Source organism: Flavobacterium sp. P3_A6 (assembly GCF_056403035.1).
On sequence record NZ_JBFUGG010000006.1, the window covers coordinates 174,945 to 193,627 of the forward strand.

Below are 18,683 nucleotides of genomic sequence, written 5' to 3' on the forward strand. Positions count from 1 at the left end.
TGTGAATTCTAATTTAAAAAATCTAAAAACAGAACTAAAGCTCGAACTCCAAAGTATTCTTTCTTATTGGATGGAAAATACTTTGGACGAAAAAAACGGGGGCTTTGTTGGACAAATAGATTACAATAACAACACAAATAATGAAGCTGAAAAAGGGTCTGTACTTAATGCGAGACTGTTATGGACCTTTTCTGCAGCTTATAAGATTTCCAAAAACAAAGAACATTTAAACACCGCAAAACGTGCTTTTGAATACATTTCAAAGCATTTTTACGATACTGAGTTTGGCGGTATCTTTTGGAGCATCAATTATGACGGAACTCCAAAAGACACAAAAAATCAAGTATATGCTTTAGCCTTTGTTATTTATGGGCTGAGCGAATATTATTCGATAACCGAAGACAAAAAATCATTACATCTTGCTATTGCACTATACAATAGAATTCAAAAACACAGCTATGATACAGAAAAAGGCGGTTATTTTGAAGCTTTTACCCGCGATTGGCAGCCAATTGATGATTTACGCTTAAGCGAAAAGGACGCCAACGAAAAGAAAACAATGAATACCCACTTGCACATCGTTGAAGGATACGCAAACTTATACACCGTTTGGAAAGACGAATCATTACGAAAAGTCATTATTGAACTATTAGAAACTATCGAAAAATACTTCATCAATACTGAAACAGGACATTTAAAACTGTTTTTTGATGAGAATTGGATAGAAAAGAAAGACGTAATCTCTTATGGTCATGACATTGAAGCTGCTTGGCTTTTATTGCATTGTGCAGAAATTGTTGAAGATGCAGCATTAATTGCCAATTATAAAAAACATGCCATTCAAATTGCAGAAGTCACCAAAGAAGGAATAGATAAAGATGGCGGATTGTGGTATGAATACGATCCGGAAACTAATGAATTAATGACCGAAAAACATTGGTGGCCACAAGCCGAATTAATGATAGGCTATTTTACGGCTTGGCAGCTTACCGGCAAACAAGAGTATTTGGATATAATTTTCAAAAACTGGGATTTCACACAAAAACACATCATTGACAAAGAAAATGGAGAATGGTTTTGGGGTATTTTTAGCGATTATTCTACTATGAAAAAAGACAAAGCTGGTTTCTGGAAATGTCCCTATCACAACGGCAGAGCGTGCATTGAGTTAATTCACCGAATCTAAAAGCTTGCCAAACCTCCCTTTTTAATTTAAAGTAACCTCTAAATTTAATTATTATGAAAGCATTGCTTGTATTGGGTCTTTTTTTAATTACTGTAACAAATAATGCACAAACCAACCTTATTAAAAATGCTGGTTTTGAAACTGAATTATTAAATTGGAGAGGCGAAGATGTAGCTACCATTTCTCCTTTTGATAAAAAATCTGGTAAAAATAGCTGCACCATCAATCAATATGTGGGAGCCGAATGGAAAGCAGTCGATCAAATTATAACTATCCCTAAAAATACAGTAGCTGTTGAATTGAGTGGATGGATAAAAACAGAAGGTGTCGAAAAAGGTAAAAATGACTGGAACACTGGAAAATTTGATATTGAATTTTTAAATTCCGGAGACAAAGGAATCAAAAACGAAAGTATCGCTTCGGTTTTAGGAACAACTCCATGGTCTTTTTACAAAAAAACAATTGCCGTTCCTGCAGGAGCTTCAAAACTTAGAGTGATGCTCGCATTAGGACAAACCAACGGAACCATATTTTTTGATGATTTAAAAGCTGTTCCCTTTACGCAAGAGCAGATGGACAAAATTCAAGAAGAGGAAAATGCTAAAAAAGCAGCTGTAGCTACAAATTTTTCAGAAACCAAAACAAAAAATTTAACAAATACTGATTTTGAAAATGGAATAGATTCTTGGCGCGGTAATGCAGCAGTTTCTACTACTGTTTTCAAAGAAGGTAAAGCAGCGCTTGTACTAAATTCTTCCACATTTGACTGGACTGGAATTGACCAAATAGCCGATGTTCCAGAAAATGCAAAAACCATAACACTTTCGGGCTGGTTGAAATCGGATAATATCAAACAAGGAAAAGAAGTTTGGAATAACGGATTGTACAACGTAGAATTCACAGGAAATGACGATCAAAAAACAGGCGAGCAAAACATCGCTTTTGTAACCTCAACCACAGATTGGACATATTACACCAAAACTTTTTCGGTTCCAGCAGGAACAAAAAAATACAGAATCATGCTAGCATTAGGATTTGCATCGGGAACGCTTTATGCGGATGCTCTTTCGGTTGATTTTAAATAGCAATTCTAAATCAAAACATCATTATGAAAAAAATTTATATCCTAGCAATTCTGATTGGATTGTTATTCCTTTCTGCTTGCTCTGGAGATAATTCAGCCCCAGCGCCCACACCTACTCCAGTAGTTGATCCACCTACAGTTACAGATCTTTTGACAGCACAAAACGTAAAAACCTATATGGTCGACAAAAATGCCACTGTCGAAACGGTCGCTTTATTTTACAACCTGAAAAAACTGGCCAAAACCAAAACTGCAATTGGACAGCAAGATGCTTTTAGCGGCATTTACAATAATGGCTCTTCGGCTGAATCGGATATAAAGAAAACAACTGGATATGATCCCGCTGTTTTGGGTTCTGATTTAATGTTTATCACCGACAAAAACAATAATGGACAAGCTGACAATTGGTTTTACCAACAGGAAATTACTACAACCGATGATGTCAAAGAGGCGTATGCCAAAGGCATGATCAATACTTTCTCTTGGCACATCAGAGAACCCAATAAAGAGGATAACTTTTATACAGCTGATATGACAGCAGAGCAAAAAGTAACTGCCTTCAAAAGTATTTTGCCTGGCGGAACAAATCACGAATGGTACAAGAAAAAACTTGATAAGGTAGCCAGTGTTTTTTTAAAATTGACAGGATCAAAAGGAGAATTAATTCCGGTCATTTTTAGACCATTCCATGAGTTTGACGGAAGCTGGTTTTGGTGGGGTGCTGATTTCTGTACTCCAGAAGAATATAAGGCTGCCTATCAGTTTACAGTTACTTATTTAAGAGATATCAAAGGGGTTCACAATGTTTTGTATGCTTTTTCTCCTGACAATTCTTATACCACATCGACCAATTATTTGAGCCGTTATCCAGGCGATGCCTATGTAGATGTTTTAGGAATGGACAATTATGGTGATTTCAACAACCAAGGACAAACTGGAGCTGATAAAGCTAATGCTAAATTAAAAATGATATCAGACTTAGCAATAACAAAAGTAAAAATTGCCGCAATGACCGAAACAGGTTATCAGGTTACAGCAAGCATTTCTCCAGTCGCCAATTGGTTTTCGACTTACTTATACAGTGCATTGACAGCAAATAGCATCCAAATAAGTTATGTAGTTTTTTGGACCAATTATAAAGATGGTTATTATGTTCCAACCCCTACGGCATCTAATGCATCTGATTTTAAAACATTTGCAGCAAAAACAAAATCAGCTTTGGTGAATTCTTTGCCAAAAATGTATGAGTTACCTAAATAAATAGTCAAGATGAAAAAAATAATCCTTGTAACAGTTAGTATTCTTTTATTACAACTTTCATCTTGCTCAAAACAAGATGACAATTCTCCTGATCCAACACCAACACCGGAAGATCCTGTAATAAAACCACAAACGGATCCTTCAGTATCAAATACAATTGGTTTTTTTCTGGATAATTGGACATCCAAAAGCTTAACATCTCCAACCAATTATACTGTTGCTGCTGTTCCTGAAACAACAACTTCTACTGTTACTGTTGATTATGCCAATGTAATTACTAAAATCCCCAGCTCCATTTACGGAAATAATGCCAATTTATGGTCCGGGAAAATGATTACCAATACAACTCTGGTAAATGACATAACCAATCTGAAGCCTAATATCATCAGATTTCCAGGAGGAAGCATTAGCGATGTTTATTTTTGGAATGCGCTAAATGCTCCTTCAACTGCTCCTTCAAAATTAATAAAAGCCGATGGTACTGAAGTAGAATCCGGCTATTGGTTTGGTAAAAATGATGGTGACTGGACGATTTCATTAGATAATTATTATCAACTTTTGCAATCGACCAACAGTAAAGGAATTATTACTGTAAATTATGGTTATGCCAGATATGGAACTGGTGCAAATCCTGTTCAAGATGCTGCAAAACTAGCTGCAGACTGGGTAACTTATGATAATGGAAGAACACAATATTGGGAAATTGGCAATGAAGTTTATGCTGATTGGGAAGCAAGTTACAGAATCAATACCGCAAACAATAAAGATGGTCAGCCTGAACTTTTAAACGGTAAATTATATGCTGAACATTTTAAAATAATAGCAGCCGCTATGCGTACAGCTGCAGCAGCAGTTGGAAACACAAACATCAAAATTGGAGCTATTATGGTTGAAAATACTCCTGCCAGCTATGTACCTGATTGTTATAAAACATGGAATAATAAATTGCTTAGCAATATCAATGGTAATGCCGATTATTATGTGATTCATAATTATTACACCAACTATAATACCAATGCACCTGCAGCAGAAATTTTAGAAACTCCTAAAAAAGTAACTGCCGAAATGATGACTTTTTGTAAAAGTGAATTAACTGCAACAAGCAATGAAATCAAACCTTTTGCATTAGATGAATGGAATATCTTCTCAACCGGAAGCAAACAGCAGGTTTCGCATATAAACGGAATGCACGCAGTATTGATTTTGGGAGAAGTTTTAAAAAACAAAATTGGTCTTGCAGCACGTTGGGATTTAGTAAATGCATGGTCAAACGGAGATGATCACGGAACATTTAGTGACGGGAACGAACCAAACATCCCTAAAGGAACACCCCGACCAGCATTCTATCATATGTATTATTTTCAAAAATATATGGGAGATCGTCTGATTGAAGCCAATAAAGATGTCAACGGAAATTATGAAGTTTATGCTTCTTCATTTTCTGATGGAAAAGTAGGTCTGGCCTTTGTAAATAAAGCAACAACTTCAATTAACATAAAAGTAAAACTTAATAATTTCCTAACCGGAAAAAGAATGTTTTGGTACACTTTGGTTGGTGATACCGATAATGGAGAATTTTCAAGAAAAGTGATTATAAACGGAACTGGTCCAAGTTTAGCAGCAGGAGGGCCAACTAATTACGCCTCTTTAAAACCATTTTCAGCAGAAACGACAAAAGGGACAAATATAACACTGCCAGCCCGTTCTTCTGTTTTTGTTGTTATTGAAAAAAAATAAATTATCAAAATTTATAAAACCATGAAAAATTCTATTTCAAAATTAATTGTGTTTGTCTTTTGCTTAGCGAATTTAAATAGCCAGGCACAACAACAACTTCCAAAAATTACCGTAAAAGGAACGCAATTTTATAAAGGTGATAAGCCATATTCATACATTGGAACAAATTATTGGTATGGAAGTTTACTGGCTTCAAAAAAAATTGGGGATCGTAAAAGATTGCTTCGTGAACTTGATTTAATGAAAAAAAACGGTATCGACAACTTACGTATCCTGGTTGGTGCAGATGGCGGAAAATATGATTTTACAGTTCGTCCGGCACTACAATATGAGCAAGGAAAATATGATGAGGATTTACTTGATGGTTTGGATTTCCTGATTAATGAAATGAACAAGCGTAAAATGTACGCAGTTTTGTATTTGACAAACAACTGGGAATGGTCAGGCGGAATGTCGCAATATTTGGAATGGAATGGCAAAGGGCCAATTCCTATTCCGGCAATTGCACCAAATACCTGGCCTCAATTTATGTCATATACTGAGCAATTTCATAGTTGCGAACCTTGTATGGAAGCTTTGAATAATCATGTGAAGTTTATTATTGGCCGAACAAACTCTTATTCTAAAAAGAAATATACAGAAGACAACACGATAATGGCTTGGCAGGTTGGCAATGAACCGAGGCTTTTTACTGTAGAAAATGAAGCAAAATTTACTGCATGGCTAAATAATATTGTGGATTTAATTGATAGTTTAGATAAAAATCATTTGATATCTACCGGTTCAGAAGGATTGAACAGCTCAAATGACAGCATGGAAATTTTTGAGAGAACACATCAAAATCCGAATATCGATTATTTAACAATGCACATCTGGCCAAAAAACTGGAATTGGTTTAAGGCAGATAATGCCGAAAAAACGTTACCCACAACTTTAGAAAATGCCGGGATTTATATCGACAAACATGTAAAAGTTGCAAATAATTTAAAACGTCCAATTATCATTGAAGAATTTGGTTTACCAAGAGAAAATGAAAGTCTGTTAAATAGTTCATCTGTTGCAAACAGAGATGTTTTTTACAATTATATCTTTAACCGAGTTGCAGAAAGCGTTGCAAAAAAAGGTGTGTTACAAGCAGCTAATTTTTGGGGATTTGGCGGTGAAGGAAAACCAGTTACTGCTGATGGAAAATGGAAACCTGGAGATCCTTTGACAACAGACCCACCACAGGAACCACAGGGTTTAAATTCAGTTTTTTCAAGTGATAAATCGACTTTGAAAATTGTTAAAAAATACAATTCTAAATTCAAAAATTAATGAAGCTTACTATCTCATTACTCTTTGCGCTATGCCTCTTCAATCTTTCTTTTGCTCAAAAGAAACAAGACTTCACCTTGAATTCTCCAAACGGAAAAATTCAAGTTACAATTGCTGTTAATGACAAAATAACTTGGGCTGTTTCGCATGAAAAAGATGTTCTTTTAGCACCATCAGCAATGTCATTGACTATAGGAGAAAATGAAATTTTAGGAAAAAATGCAGTTGTTTTAAATTCGAAAAAAGAAACAGTTGATACTTCATTTGAATCTCCTTTTTACAAAAAGAAATCAGTTAAAAACAACTACAATCAGCTGACTTTAAATTTCAAAAATGATTTCAGCATAGAATATCGCACTTTTGATGATGGAGTTGCTTATCGCTTTATAACTAAAAAGAAAAAGGATATAACTGTAAAATCGGAAGAAGTGGTTTTAAATTTCGATCAGGATTATAACACGCTGATGCCTTATGTCCGTGATTTAAGAAATCCGAAAGACCCTTATATTTCTTCGTTTGAAGCGCATTATGAAAACAAAAAAATCAGCGGATTTGCCAAAGACACTTTAGCTTTTTTACCATTTTTAATTGACTATAAAAATCATAAAAAAGCCGTTTTCTTAGAAGTCAATCTGGAAGATTATCCAGGATTGTTTGTAACCAATAACAATTCTAAGTCCGGTTTTGAAAGCCGTTTTTCTAAATATCCTTTGCAGGAAAAAAACGGAGGATTCAATAATATTAACCGACTTATTACCGAAAGAGCCGATTATTTGGTTCAAACAAAAGGAACCCGAAACTTCCCTTGGAGAATTTTGGTAATCTCAGAAAATGACGCCGATTTAGCCAATAATGATATGGTTCAAAAATTATCTGAACCTACTAAAATTAAAGACGTCAGCTGGATAAAACCCGGAAAAGTAGCTTGGGACTGGTGGAATGACTGGAATATTTACAATATCAATTTTAAAGCAGGAATCAATACTGAAACCTATAAATATTACATTGATTTCGCTTCCAAAAACAAAGTGGAATATGTGGTTCTAGACGAAGGCTGGAGTCTTGAAGACGACATTATGAAACACAACCCAAATGTGGACTTAGAAGCTTTAATTGCTTACGGAAAAGAACGAAATGTGGGGATTATTTTGTGGAGTTCTTGGATGGCTTTGACCAAAAACACAGATGGAATTCTGAAAAATTATGCCAGCTTGGGAATCAAAGGATTTAAAGTTGATTTTCTGGATCGTGACGATGCCAAAATGGTCAATTCAGTTTATGATATTGCTCAAAAAGCGGCCGATAATAAATTGCTTTTGGATTTTCACGGCATGTATAAACCAACCGGTATTCAGCGTACTTTTCCAAATATTCTAAATTTTGAAGGAGTAAAAGGATTAGAAAATAATAAATGGACTCCAAATGATGATGTTCCAACTTATGATTGCTCGATTCCCTTCATCAGAATGATGGCGGGACCAATGGATTATACACCTGGAGCTATGCGCAATGCTACAAAAAGCGAATTCAAACCTAGTCATTCTAATCCGGTAAGTCAGGGAACAAGATGTCATCAATTGGCATTGTACACCATTTTTGAAGCGCCTTTACAAATGATGGCTGACAGTCCAACGGCTTATATGAAGGAACAGGAAAGCACTGATTTCATTGCTAAAACTCCGACTACTTTTGATGAAACAGTGGCTTTGGATGGAGAAGTTGGGAAATTTGTGACTATGGCTCGAAAAAAAGGGGCTACGTGGTATTTGGGCGCAATCACCAATTGGGATTCCAGAGAAGTAACCATAGATTTTTCATTCCTTGAAAAAGACAAAAAATATGAAGCCGAAATTTTCTCTGACGGACTGAATGCTGACAAAGCTGCTGTAGATTACAAAAGAGAAATTATAACTATAGATTCAATTACTAAACTAAAATACAGATTAGCAAGCGGTGGTGGATTAGCAGCAATAATTCAAGTAAAAAAATAATAAAAAATGGGACAAATTGTCCCATTTTTTTATACCAATATTTTCTCAATAGCATTTATTTCATCCAAAGAAAAATTCAAATTTTGCAGGCAGTCAATATTATTATTCAATTGCTGAACAGAACTGGCTCCTATCAACACTGAAGTAATTCGCTTGTCTTTTTGCAGCCAAGCCAAAGCCATTTGTGCCAAAGACTGATTTCGGTTTTTAGCAATTTCATTCAGCTGAATTAATTTCTGAATACGTTCCTGCGTAACCTCATCTTCTCTTAAATGTCCGTTTGGATTATGCGCTCTGGAATTTTCGGGAATTCCGTTCAAGTATTTATCTGTTAAAAGTCCTTGTGCCAAAGGAGAAAAAGCAATACAGCCCACCCCTTTTTCTTCTAAAACATTAAGTAAGCCATCTTCTACCCAGCGCACTAACATTGAATATTTCGCTTGATGGATCAAACAAGGTGTTCCCAGCTGTTTCAATACATCAACAGCTGCCCTCGTCTGTTCGTCCGAATAATTGCTGATTCCGACATATAATGCTTTTCCGCTTCTCACTGCATGATCAAGAGCCATCATGGTTTCTTCAATTGGAGTTTCAGGATCTGGACGATGCGAATAAAAAATATCCACATAATCAATATTCATCCGTTTTAAGCTCTGGTCTAAACTTGACAGCATATATTTTCTAGACCCCCAATCTCCATAAGGTCCATCCCACATGGTGTAACCTGCTTTGGTCGAAATTATAATCTCATCACGCAGATTTCCCTGAAAATTATGCCACAATATTTTACCAAAATTTTCTTCGGCAGAACCTGGAACCGGCCCGTAATTATTAGCCAAATCAAAATGAGTGATTCCTTTATCAAAAGCTTCTTTAGCAATACTCTCGGCATTTTCAAAATTATCTACTGAACCAAAGTTATGCCACAATCCTAAAGAAATTTCAGGCAGTAACAACCCGCTTTTTCCACATCTGTTATATTTCATTATTTAGATTTAATGGTTGAAGGTTTTAAAACTTAAAAATACAAAAAAATCACGCAGATTCAGCAGCTCATCTTAATCTGCCAAATCTGCGTGAAAATATTTTAAGACTTATTCGAAATCTATTTCAATTCAAAACCTTATTTTAATGCTTTACGAGTAATAATACTAAATTACTTAATTGCTTATTTTGATTTACAATTAGAAAGTAACTACTTTTATACACTCTAATGCCACAAATTTTGAAACTATTATTAAACTTTTTTGCCTTATTTTTTTTAGGCACGCTAATTTGTTTTCCCCAATCCCAAACTGTCTTTAAAAAGATAAATAAATCATCTGGACTGTCTAATGGCAGAATTACCAGCATGGCGAAAGAAAAAGACGGATTTGTATGGATCGGTACTAATAATGGACTAAACCGTTATGACGGTTTGGGTTTCAAAGTATATAACAAGAGAAACAGCACTATTGGATCCAATGATATTTCGGATATTTTAATTGACAGTAAAAACAGAATCTGGATTACAACCCTTGGAGGCGGATTGAATTATTACAATCCATTAAATGATACTTTTCAAATTTTTAAAAACAATCCCAACAATCCTAAATCGCTTATATCTGATAATGTCAGCACGTTAATTGAAGACTCAAAAGGACTTATCTGGCTCGGTACAGAAAAAGGACTGTGCTGTTTTAATCCAATTACCAAACAATTTGTTTCTTATACCAACCAGTTCGGCAACAATCAAACAAAAAAAAGCAACAGTATTACCAGCATTTATGAAGATAAAAATAAAAATTTATGGATAGGTACTTTTGGAAATGGATTGTTTTTATTCGATAAAGCTGAAAAAAAATTCACCCAGATTAAAGCTGAAAAAATACATGTTTCTGATTTCATAAATGTTATTTCGGCTTTAAATCCTGATAAAATTCTTATTGGAACCAGCGGAAGCGGTTTGCTGTTATATGATTTGGCGACACAAAAGTTTTCTGATTTTCTAAAAGACAATTTAGCTTTAAAACAAGAAATAAATATCGTCCGTTCCGTAAAAATAGACAGTAAAAATAATTTATGGATTGGTACTGATGGTAATGGTGTTTTTGAAGTTGAGTATCCCAATGCCAGTCATCCTGTGATTCATAACTATTTGTACAATCCGCAATTGGAAACCTCGCTTTCCGGCAATTCTATTTATGCCATAATTGATGATACCGACTCCAATATCTGGATTGGTACGGCATGGAACGGCATCAGCGTTTTAGATAAAAAAAACAGAAGCGAATTGCTGTTTAGCGATATTGTAGGTTTAAATCCATCGCCTGTACTTTCGATTTACAAAAAAAACAATGAACTATTTCTGGGTCTTGACGGCGAAGGACTGACAATTTTTAATACTGCATCAAATAAAGTCAGGTATTACAATGAAAAATATCATAATACGGCGATAAAAGGCCGGTATATCCAAAAAATTATCAAAACAGCAGATGGAATACTATGGCTGGGCACTTTTAAAAACGGGCTTGTCAAATTCAACAGCCAAAGTGATCAATTTGTGCAGTACAATCATAAATTTGAAAATAAAAGTTCTATCAGCTATGATGACGTAAGAGATATTATTGAAGATAAAGACCGAAATTTATGGGTCGCAACCTGGGGAGGCGGTCTGAATTATTTTGATACTAAAACAGAAAAATTCATCAGCTATAGAGAAAGTGCCAATAATAACAGAACCATAAACAATGACAACCTGATTGATATGGTTCAGGATGGAGACAAAATATGGATTGCTACTTTTGGAGGCGGATTAAATGTTTTTGATACTAAGAAAAAACTGTTTCATTATTTTAAACACAAAGATTCAGACTCAACAACGGTCAGCAATAACAATATCTTCTCTTTATGTAAAGATTCCAAAGGCTATTTGTGGATTGGTACTGCTGGCGGGGGTATAAACCGGATGAATTTAAAAACCAATAGAATTGAGCGTTTTGAAAAAAATGACAACATTAAATACCAAACGGTAACGGGTATTATTGAGGATGACAGCCATACCATTTGGTTTAGTACCAAACAAGGCATTATAAACTACAATTATTCGACCAATACCTTTAACAGCCTGCCTAAAATTACATCCGAGTTTCATATCAATTCTATTTTTAAAGACGAAAAAGGATGGATCTATTTTGGCGGAATTGACGGTGTCATTAAACTGAATCCTAAAACAATAGAAATGAACAGTAAGCCGCCAAAAGTGAAGCTTACTAATTTTAAATTATTCAATAAAGAAATTCCTGCTGAAAAAAATGGAATCTTAACCAAGGACATTGCATTTACAAAGGAAATCACGCTCGATCATAATCAGGATGTATTGACTTTTGAGTTTTCGGCATTGCTGTTTCCTTTTTCTAATAGCTGCGAATATGCCATTAAAATGGAAAATTTTGATGCAGATTGGCGTTTTATTGGAAAAGACCGAACAGCCACTTTCACTAATTTATCACCCGGTAACTATATATTTAAAGTAAAAAGTAAAGAAATAGGCGGGCAATGGGGGAAAGAATATGCCTCTGTGAGAATTCATATTTTAAGACCATACTGGTTTCAATGGTGGGCTTATTTACTTTATGGCGGTGTATTGGTTTTTCTGTTTTATTTATTTAGAAAATACACTATCGAATGGGAACGATTAAAAACTAATTTGGAGTTTGAGAAGCTGACTCACGAGAAAGACAAAGAATTATACAACCTGAAACAACAGTTTTTCACTAATATTTCGCATGAAATCAGAACACCTGTAACCTTAATTTTAAGTTCGATAAACAGATTGTTCGATAAAGGTGAAATGCTGGAAAGCAGACAGCTGAAATCGGCACATACCATTCGAAAGAACAGTAATTTATTGCTTCAATTGGTTAATGAACTTTTAGACATTAAAAAATTTGAAACAAATGATGTCCATTTAAAAATTACCGAAGGCGATTTTGTTTCGTACTGCAAAGAGATTTATCTGTCGTTTTCTGAAATTGCTTCAGACCGAGGTATCGAATATACTTTTGATTCGGAAAAACCAAAGATAGAATTGTGGTTTGACAAAAATCAATTCGAAAAAGTTGTTTATAATTTACTGACAAACGCTTTTAAATTTACCAAAAACGGCGGCACCATCAATATTGAAATAGAAACTGATGATGAAGCAGTTTATCTGATAGTGAAAGATACAGGAATTGGAATGTCCGAAGGAAATCTAAGTGAAATATTTAATCGTTTTTACCAAATTAAGAATGTAGAAACAGATGGAAAATCAGGATTTGGTTTAGGTTTATCTATTGCAAAAGAAATTATAGACCTTCATAAAGGCTCAATCGAAGTGAAAAGCGAAAAGGGCAAAGGAAGTGTTTTTGAAGTACGATTACTAAAATCCAATACTCATTTTTATGAAAATGAAATTGAAAAAACAACTCTTGTACCAAAGCAGGAATTGGATACTATTGCACATTTAAAACAAAAAACAGTAAAAAACGAAGTCAAAAAAGAAACCATTTTAATTGTTGAAGATAATATCGCGATTCAGGAATCATTAAAAGAAATATTGAATAATGAGTATGAAATCCTTCAGGCTTTTGATGGTGAAGAAGGTCTGAAAATTGCTTCCGAAAATTTTCCAGATTTAATTATAAGTGATGTAATGATGCCGGTAATGGACGGAATTGAATTTGTAAAAAAATTGAAATTAAACACTTTTACAAGCCACATTCCAATTATTATTTTAACGGCAAGAACTACAATACAAAACACAATGGAAGGCTTCGAAACAGGAGCCGATGATTATGTTGCCAAACCCTATGACGAAGAATTGTTAAAAGCAAGAATCAGTAATTTACTTAACAATCGAAAATTAATACGTGAAAAATTTATAAGTGATAATCTTTTAAATCCAAAAGAGCTCGCTATCAGTTCGCCTGACCAATTATTTCTGCAGCGTCTGTATACAAGTTTAGAACCCAAGCTGGAATCCAATGATCTAAAAGCAGAAGTAATTGCAAAAGAAATCGGGATGAGCCATTCGGTAATGTACAAAAAAATAAAAGCATTAACAGGACTGTCCTATGTAGAATTTATTCGTGATTACAGACTTTCGATCGCAAAACAGCTTATACAGGATTTGGGCTATTCCGTTTCCGATACCTGTTATAAAGTGGGCTATTCTGACCGCAAATATTTCAGTAAATTATTCAAAGAAAAGTTCAAAAAGAACCCTTCCGAATTCTTAAAAAAATAAAAACTTTTTTTGCGTTATACGTAATTTATTCAATCCTTTTTTCTCTATTTGATTAAAAATTAGCACTTCTCTGCCCAAAGCGACGAATTCCACACCCCTAATTAATGAAAGTGACCCTCATCAAAGCTCATAGAATCGAGGTAATTGCACCCAATGAATTTAGTAGGTTTTATTTTTAGCCAGTATCAAAAAATAACACATATTAAAACTAATCTAACCAATTTAAATTACATTTTTATGATGAACCGCTTTCGAAAAAGAAAGCGCTATTTCGATGTAAAACAACATTTTTTCATGGTATTGTTTTTATGTTTTACAATGGGCGCTTTTGGACAAAAATTAAAAGTTAATGGAATTATTACAGATGCCGCAACAGGAAGTACAATTCCAGGGGTAAGTGTAACTATTAAGAGTTCTAATCAGGGAACAACAACGGGATTTGATGGTAAATATCAAATTCAGGCAAATCAAAATGACATTTTGGTATTTTCTTTTATGGGATATCGAAAAGTTGAAATGACAACAAAAAAATCAGAAACGATTAACGTTCGTTTAGTAGAAGAGAATCAAAAACTAAATGAAGTTGTTGTTATTGGTTATGGAAGTACCAAATTGAAGTCTACTACAGCATCAGTAACTGCTGTGACGGCAAAAGATTTTAACAAAGGAAATATTGTTACTGCAGAAAATCTTTTGACAGGACGAGTTGCTGGTTTGACCATTACAACTGGTGGTGACCCAGGTTCTGGATCAACAATTAGAATTCGTGGAGGAGCCTCATTAGGAGCTTCAAACGATCCCTTAATCGTAATTAATGGTTTGCCGGTAGATAACAATACAATAGGAGGTTCCCGTTCTATTCTGAGTTCTATTAATCCTAGTGATATAGAGTCTTTTTCTGTTTTAAAAGATGCTGCTGCTACGGCTATATATGGTTCGAGAGCATCAAACGGTGTTATTATTATCACATTAAAAAGAGGAACTAAAACCCTTTCTGCAAGCTTAGACATGAACATGGGTGTTAATACAATTACTAATACAGTAGATGTTTTTGATGCTAACGAAATAAGAAGTTTGATAACTGAACAGGATCCAACATTATTACCTTTATTAGGAACAGCAAATACTGATTGGCAAAAAGAAATTTACAGAAACAGTATTTCTTCAAATTTGAATTTTTCTGTGAATGGAATGCTGTTTGACAAAGTTCCGTCAAGACTTTCTGTCGGCAGAACGCTACAAGAAGGTTTGATATTAACCTCAGGATTTGAACGCAGCAACGCTTCGATATCTTTGAATCCAAGTGTGCTGGATAATCATTTAAAAATTACTGTTAATGCAAATGCTTCTTTGGAAAAAAACAGATTTAACAAAGGAGTTCAGGGAACTGCGATAACTTTTGATCCTACACAGCCTGTTTATGATGCTAACTCTCCATTTGGAGGATACTTTCAATATTATAAAGATAATCATGACGGCGTTATCAACAAAAGTGATTTAACGGAACGCGCACCATTGAACCCGGTAGCAGATTTGATGCAGACCAACAGCCGAAGCGAGGTAAAAAGAATATATGGAAATGTAAAATTAGATTATACCTTCCATTTTTTACCTGAATTATCAGCAGTTTTAAATGTTGGTTTGGACAAAAGTTCAGCTGATGGTTATTCAAGAACTTCAGACCAGAATCCGCTTTCTCAGGCTGATGGACGTATTATAGGTTCGTCAACCGAATATTCTAATGAGCAGAGCAATAATTTATTAGATGGATATTTGGCCTATAAAAAAGCAATAGGAATCTTAAATTTTGATGTTACAGGCGGTTATTCGTATCAAAAATTTACGAATAAAAGATATGCTTCCAATGAATTACTGGACGACGGTGTAGATAGTTCTCCTGTTACAAACGTAGATCCGGATTTAGTTTTGATTGGATTCTTTGGAAGAACAAACTTTTCTTTTTATGATAAATACCTTTTTACATTTTCTTATCGTAGAGACGGTACTTCTCGTTTTAGTGAAGAAAACCGTTGGGGTAATTTCCCTGCAGCAGCTTTTGCTTGGAAAATCAAGGAAGATTTATTTCCAGAATCTAAAACACTATCTAATTTAAAATTAAGATTGAGCTGGGGTGTAACCGGACAGCAGGACATCGGGCGTGACAATTTAGATTTGTATATGGCAAGATACATTAGAGGTTTACCTACTTCTCAATATATTTTTGGAAATACAATTACAAATATTGGAATACCGCAATTTAGAAATGAAAATCTAAAATGGGAGGAAACTACAACTTATAATGCTGCTATCGATTTTGGAATGTTTGACGATAGATTAACAGCTACTGTTGAAGGTTTTTACAAAGAATCTAAAGACCTGCTTGCTAATGCAGCTATTTCAGATGGTTCTAACTTTAGTAATTCGGGATTCCAGAACATTGGTGATTTTACATCAAAGGGAATTGAATTTTCTATAAATGGAGATATAATTAAAAACCCAAAGGGATTTAATTGGAATGCTAATTTTAACAGCACTTTTATAAAAACACAAATTAATAGTCTGGCATTAGGTCAGGATCAGTTCATGGGTTCAACAGGCTCAGGTACAGGATCTACTGCACAGATACACAGAGTAGGTTATACTCCTTATTCTTTTTATGTGTACAAACAAATTTATAATGAAGCCGGTAAGCCAATTGAGGGAGCGTATGCCGATCTGAATGGCGATAATGCAATCACTAGTGCTGATTTATACATTCATCACAATGGTATGCCAACAGTAAGTATGGGATTTGCATCAAATATGACATATAAAAACCTGGATTTATCTTTTAATATGAGAGCAAATTTAGGTAATTACATATATAATGCTGCTAATGCTTCAAGAGCACAATATAATTTACTAAGAAACAGTTCAGTTGTATCCAACATACCAACTTCTGTTTTAGATACCAATTTCCAGTCTAACGAAGCCGTATTATTATCTGATTACTACATCGAAAATGCTTCGTTTTTAAAAATGGACAATGTAACCCTTGGATATACTTTTAAGGAAACTTTTAGTGCTCAATCCTCTATACGTTTAACTGCTGGTGTACAAAATGTATTTACTATCACCAATTACTCAGGTTTAGATCCGGAGGTATTTGAAAACGGAATCGATAATTCAATAACTCCGCGTCCAAGAACTTTCTTGGTTGGAGCTAATATGAAATTTTAAAAAGAAACAGTATGAAGAATATAATAAAACATAAAGTAATTTACATCTTAGGAACTGTATTAGTGCTTGCTGGCTGTACAAATGATCTTAATATTGACATTAAGGATCCTAATGTATTACTGGTAGAAAACTTTTATTCTACGCCAGAATCTTATAAACAGGGTTTGGCGGGTGTGTATGGTAATTTAACTTTAACGGGGGCCACAGGACCGGGAAGTTCTAATATTGCAGGACTGGATGCAGGAACAAGCCAATATGGTAGAGGTCTTTGGAACATGCAGGAACTAACAACAGATGAAGTTAAATGGTCATGGGAAAATGATCCGGGATTAAAAGGATTAAACAATGACACCTGGACATCAGACAATGTGGTTATAAGAGGTTTTTTTGGAAGATGTATGACCGAAGTGGCTTTTGCTAACGAATATTTAAGACAAACATCTGATGCTAAATTGGACAGCCGTGGCGTAAGTACTGAACTGCGCAGTGAAATTAAAACCTACAGAGCCGAAGCCCGTTTTTTAAGAGCATTATCCTATTACCATTTAATGGATTTATTTGGTAAAGCAGGATTTGTTACAGAAAATGATCCTGTTGGCGCTTATCAATCACCACAATATGGACGCCCTGAATTGTTCGCTTTTATAGAATCTGAATTAAACGCAATTATTCCAGATTTAAAAAATGCACGTCAAAATGAATATGCCAGAGCTGATAAAGCTGCTGCATGGATGTTACTGGCTAAGATTTATCTGAACGCAGAAGTTTTTATTGGTCAGAAAAAATACGATCAGTGTCTTGCGAACTGCAAAAATATAATTGATGCAGGATACATCTTATCTCCGGTATATGCCAATAACTTTAATGCAGATAATAATAGCAATTCAGCTAAAAACGAAATTATTTTCCCTGTAGTTTCTGATGGAGTTGTGACTCAAAATTACGGTCCAACTACAGTTATGATTAATGCGCAGGTAGGATCATTAGAACAAAATGGAGCTAGTTTTGGTGTTGCAGGATGGGCAGGAGGACTTAGAGTCACCAAGCAATTCTCTGAAACTATGTTAAATGGAAACTATGCAAAAGATGATAGAAATACCATTATCAGTAAAGACCGAACCATAGAATTGACAGATATGAACAATTATGGAACGGGATATATTACCGCAAAATGGTCTAATAAAACATCAACTGGAGCAAATGGTTCTGCAACTGAAATGGTTGATACCGACTTCCCTATGTTTAGATTAGCCGATGTGTATTTAATGTATGCCGAAGCCGTTCTTAGAGGAGCAACAGGAGGTTCATTAACTACAGCAAGAGACTATTTTAATCTATTGCGTACCAGAGCAAACAATACAAAAAAGATATTGACTAGTGATCTTACTTTAGACTTAATTCTTAATGAAAGAATGGTAGAATTGTATGGTGAAGCTCACAGAAGACAAGATTTAATTCGTTTTGGAAAATTCACCGGAGGAACTTACAATTGGTCTTGGAAAGGAAACGTAGTGAGCGGTATTGCAATTAGCGATATATACAAAGTATTTCCAATCCCTAAAGCGAGTATAGCTGCTAATCCAAATCTGATACAAAACACTGGTTACTAAAAAAAGATAA

General features: G+C 34.6%; 10 protein-coding genes. 9 read left to right on the forward strand and 1 reads right to left on the reverse strand.

Translation table 11 applies throughout. The annotated features are described in order from the left end of the window. Nucleotide 1 precedes the first annotated feature (1 nt). Genes AC1DVP_RS08375 through AC1DVP_RS08400 form a run of 6 tightly spaced genes read left to right on the forward strand, consistent with a single transcriptional unit; the run spans nt 2 to nt 8,575 of the window. On the forward strand, nt 2–1,186 hold the full coding sequence (locus AC1DVP_RS08375) for an AGE family epimerase/isomerase (protein ID WP_477183040.1): 1,185 nt from the start codon (nt 2–4) through the stop codon (nt 1,184–1,186). A gap of 53 nt (nt 1,187–1,239) precedes the next feature. Then, nucleotides 1,240–2,271, forward strand: coding sequence for a carbohydrate binding domain-containing protein (locus tag AC1DVP_RS08380; RefSeq protein ID WP_477183041.1), 1,032 nt, complete (start codon nt 1,240–1,242; stop codon nt 2,269–2,271). Nucleotides 2,272–2,294: 23 nt separating this feature from the next. Further along, on the forward strand, nt 2,295–3,530 hold the full coding sequence (locus tag AC1DVP_RS08385; protein WP_477183042.1) for a glycoside hydrolase family 26 protein: 1,236 nt from the start codon (nt 2,295–2,297) through the stop codon (nt 3,528–3,530). Between the two features lie 9 nt (nt 3,531–3,539). After that, the gene (locus AC1DVP_RS08390; RefSeq protein WP_477183043.1) at nt 3,540–5,267 is read left to right on the forward strand and encodes an alpha-L-arabinofuranosidase; all 1,728 of its coding nucleotides are present in this window, start codon (nt 3,540–3,542) and stop codon (nt 5,265–5,267) included. A gap of 21 nt (nt 5,268–5,288) precedes the next feature. Continuing rightward, nucleotides 5,289–6,584, forward strand: a complete 1,296-nt coding sequence (locus tag AC1DVP_RS08395) for a glycoside hydrolase 5 family protein (protein WP_477183044.1) — start codon at nt 5,289–5,291, stop codon at nt 6,582–6,584. Then, nucleotides 6,584–8,575 carry a glycoside hydrolase family 97 protein gene (locus AC1DVP_RS08400; RefSeq protein WP_477183045.1) on the forward strand — a complete coding sequence of 664 codons (1,992 nt, stop codon included), beginning with the start codon at nt 6,584–6,586 and terminating at the stop codon, nt 8,573–8,575. Before AC1DVP_RS08395 ends, AC1DVP_RS08400 begins: the two co-directional genes overlap by 1 nt. 29 nt (nt 8,576–8,604) lie before the next feature. Here the strand turns inward: AC1DVP_RS08400 and mgrA are convergent, their stop codons facing one another. Then, the gene (gene mgrA, locus AC1DVP_RS08405; protein WP_477183046.1) at nt 8,605–9,561 is read right to left on the reverse strand and encodes an L-glyceraldehyde 3-phosphate reductase; all 957 of its coding nucleotides are present in this window, start codon (nt 9,559–9,561) and stop codon (nt 8,605–8,607) included. 239 nt (nt 9,562–9,800) lie between these two features. On the opposite strand from mgrA, the gene AC1DVP_RS08410 reads away from it, so the two are divergent. The 3 genes from AC1DVP_RS08410 (at nt 9,801) to AC1DVP_RS08420 (ending at nt 18,673) form a co-directional block, all read left to right on the forward strand. Beyond that, nucleotides 9,801–13,844 carry a hybrid sensor histidine kinase/response regulator transcription factor gene (locus tag AC1DVP_RS08410; protein WP_477183047.1) on the forward strand — a complete coding sequence of 1,348 codons (4,044 nt, stop codon included), beginning with the start codon at nt 9,801–9,803 and terminating at the stop codon, nt 13,842–13,844. Between the two features lie 237 nt (nt 13,845–14,081). Continuing rightward, the gene (locus tag AC1DVP_RS08415) at nt 14,082–17,063 is read left to right on the forward strand and encodes a SusC/RagA family TonB-linked outer membrane protein (RefSeq protein WP_477183048.1); all 2,982 of its coding nucleotides are present in this window, start codon (nt 14,082–14,084) and stop codon (nt 17,061–17,063) included. A gap of 11 nt (nt 17,064–17,074) precedes the next feature. Continuing rightward, nucleotides 17,075–18,673: a RagB/SusD family nutrient uptake outer membrane protein gene (locus AC1DVP_RS08420; protein WP_477183049.1), complete on the forward strand. Its 1,599-nt coding sequence runs from the start codon at nt 17,075–17,077 to the stop codon at nt 18,671–18,673. Nucleotides 18,674–18,683: the final 10 nt, after the last annotated feature.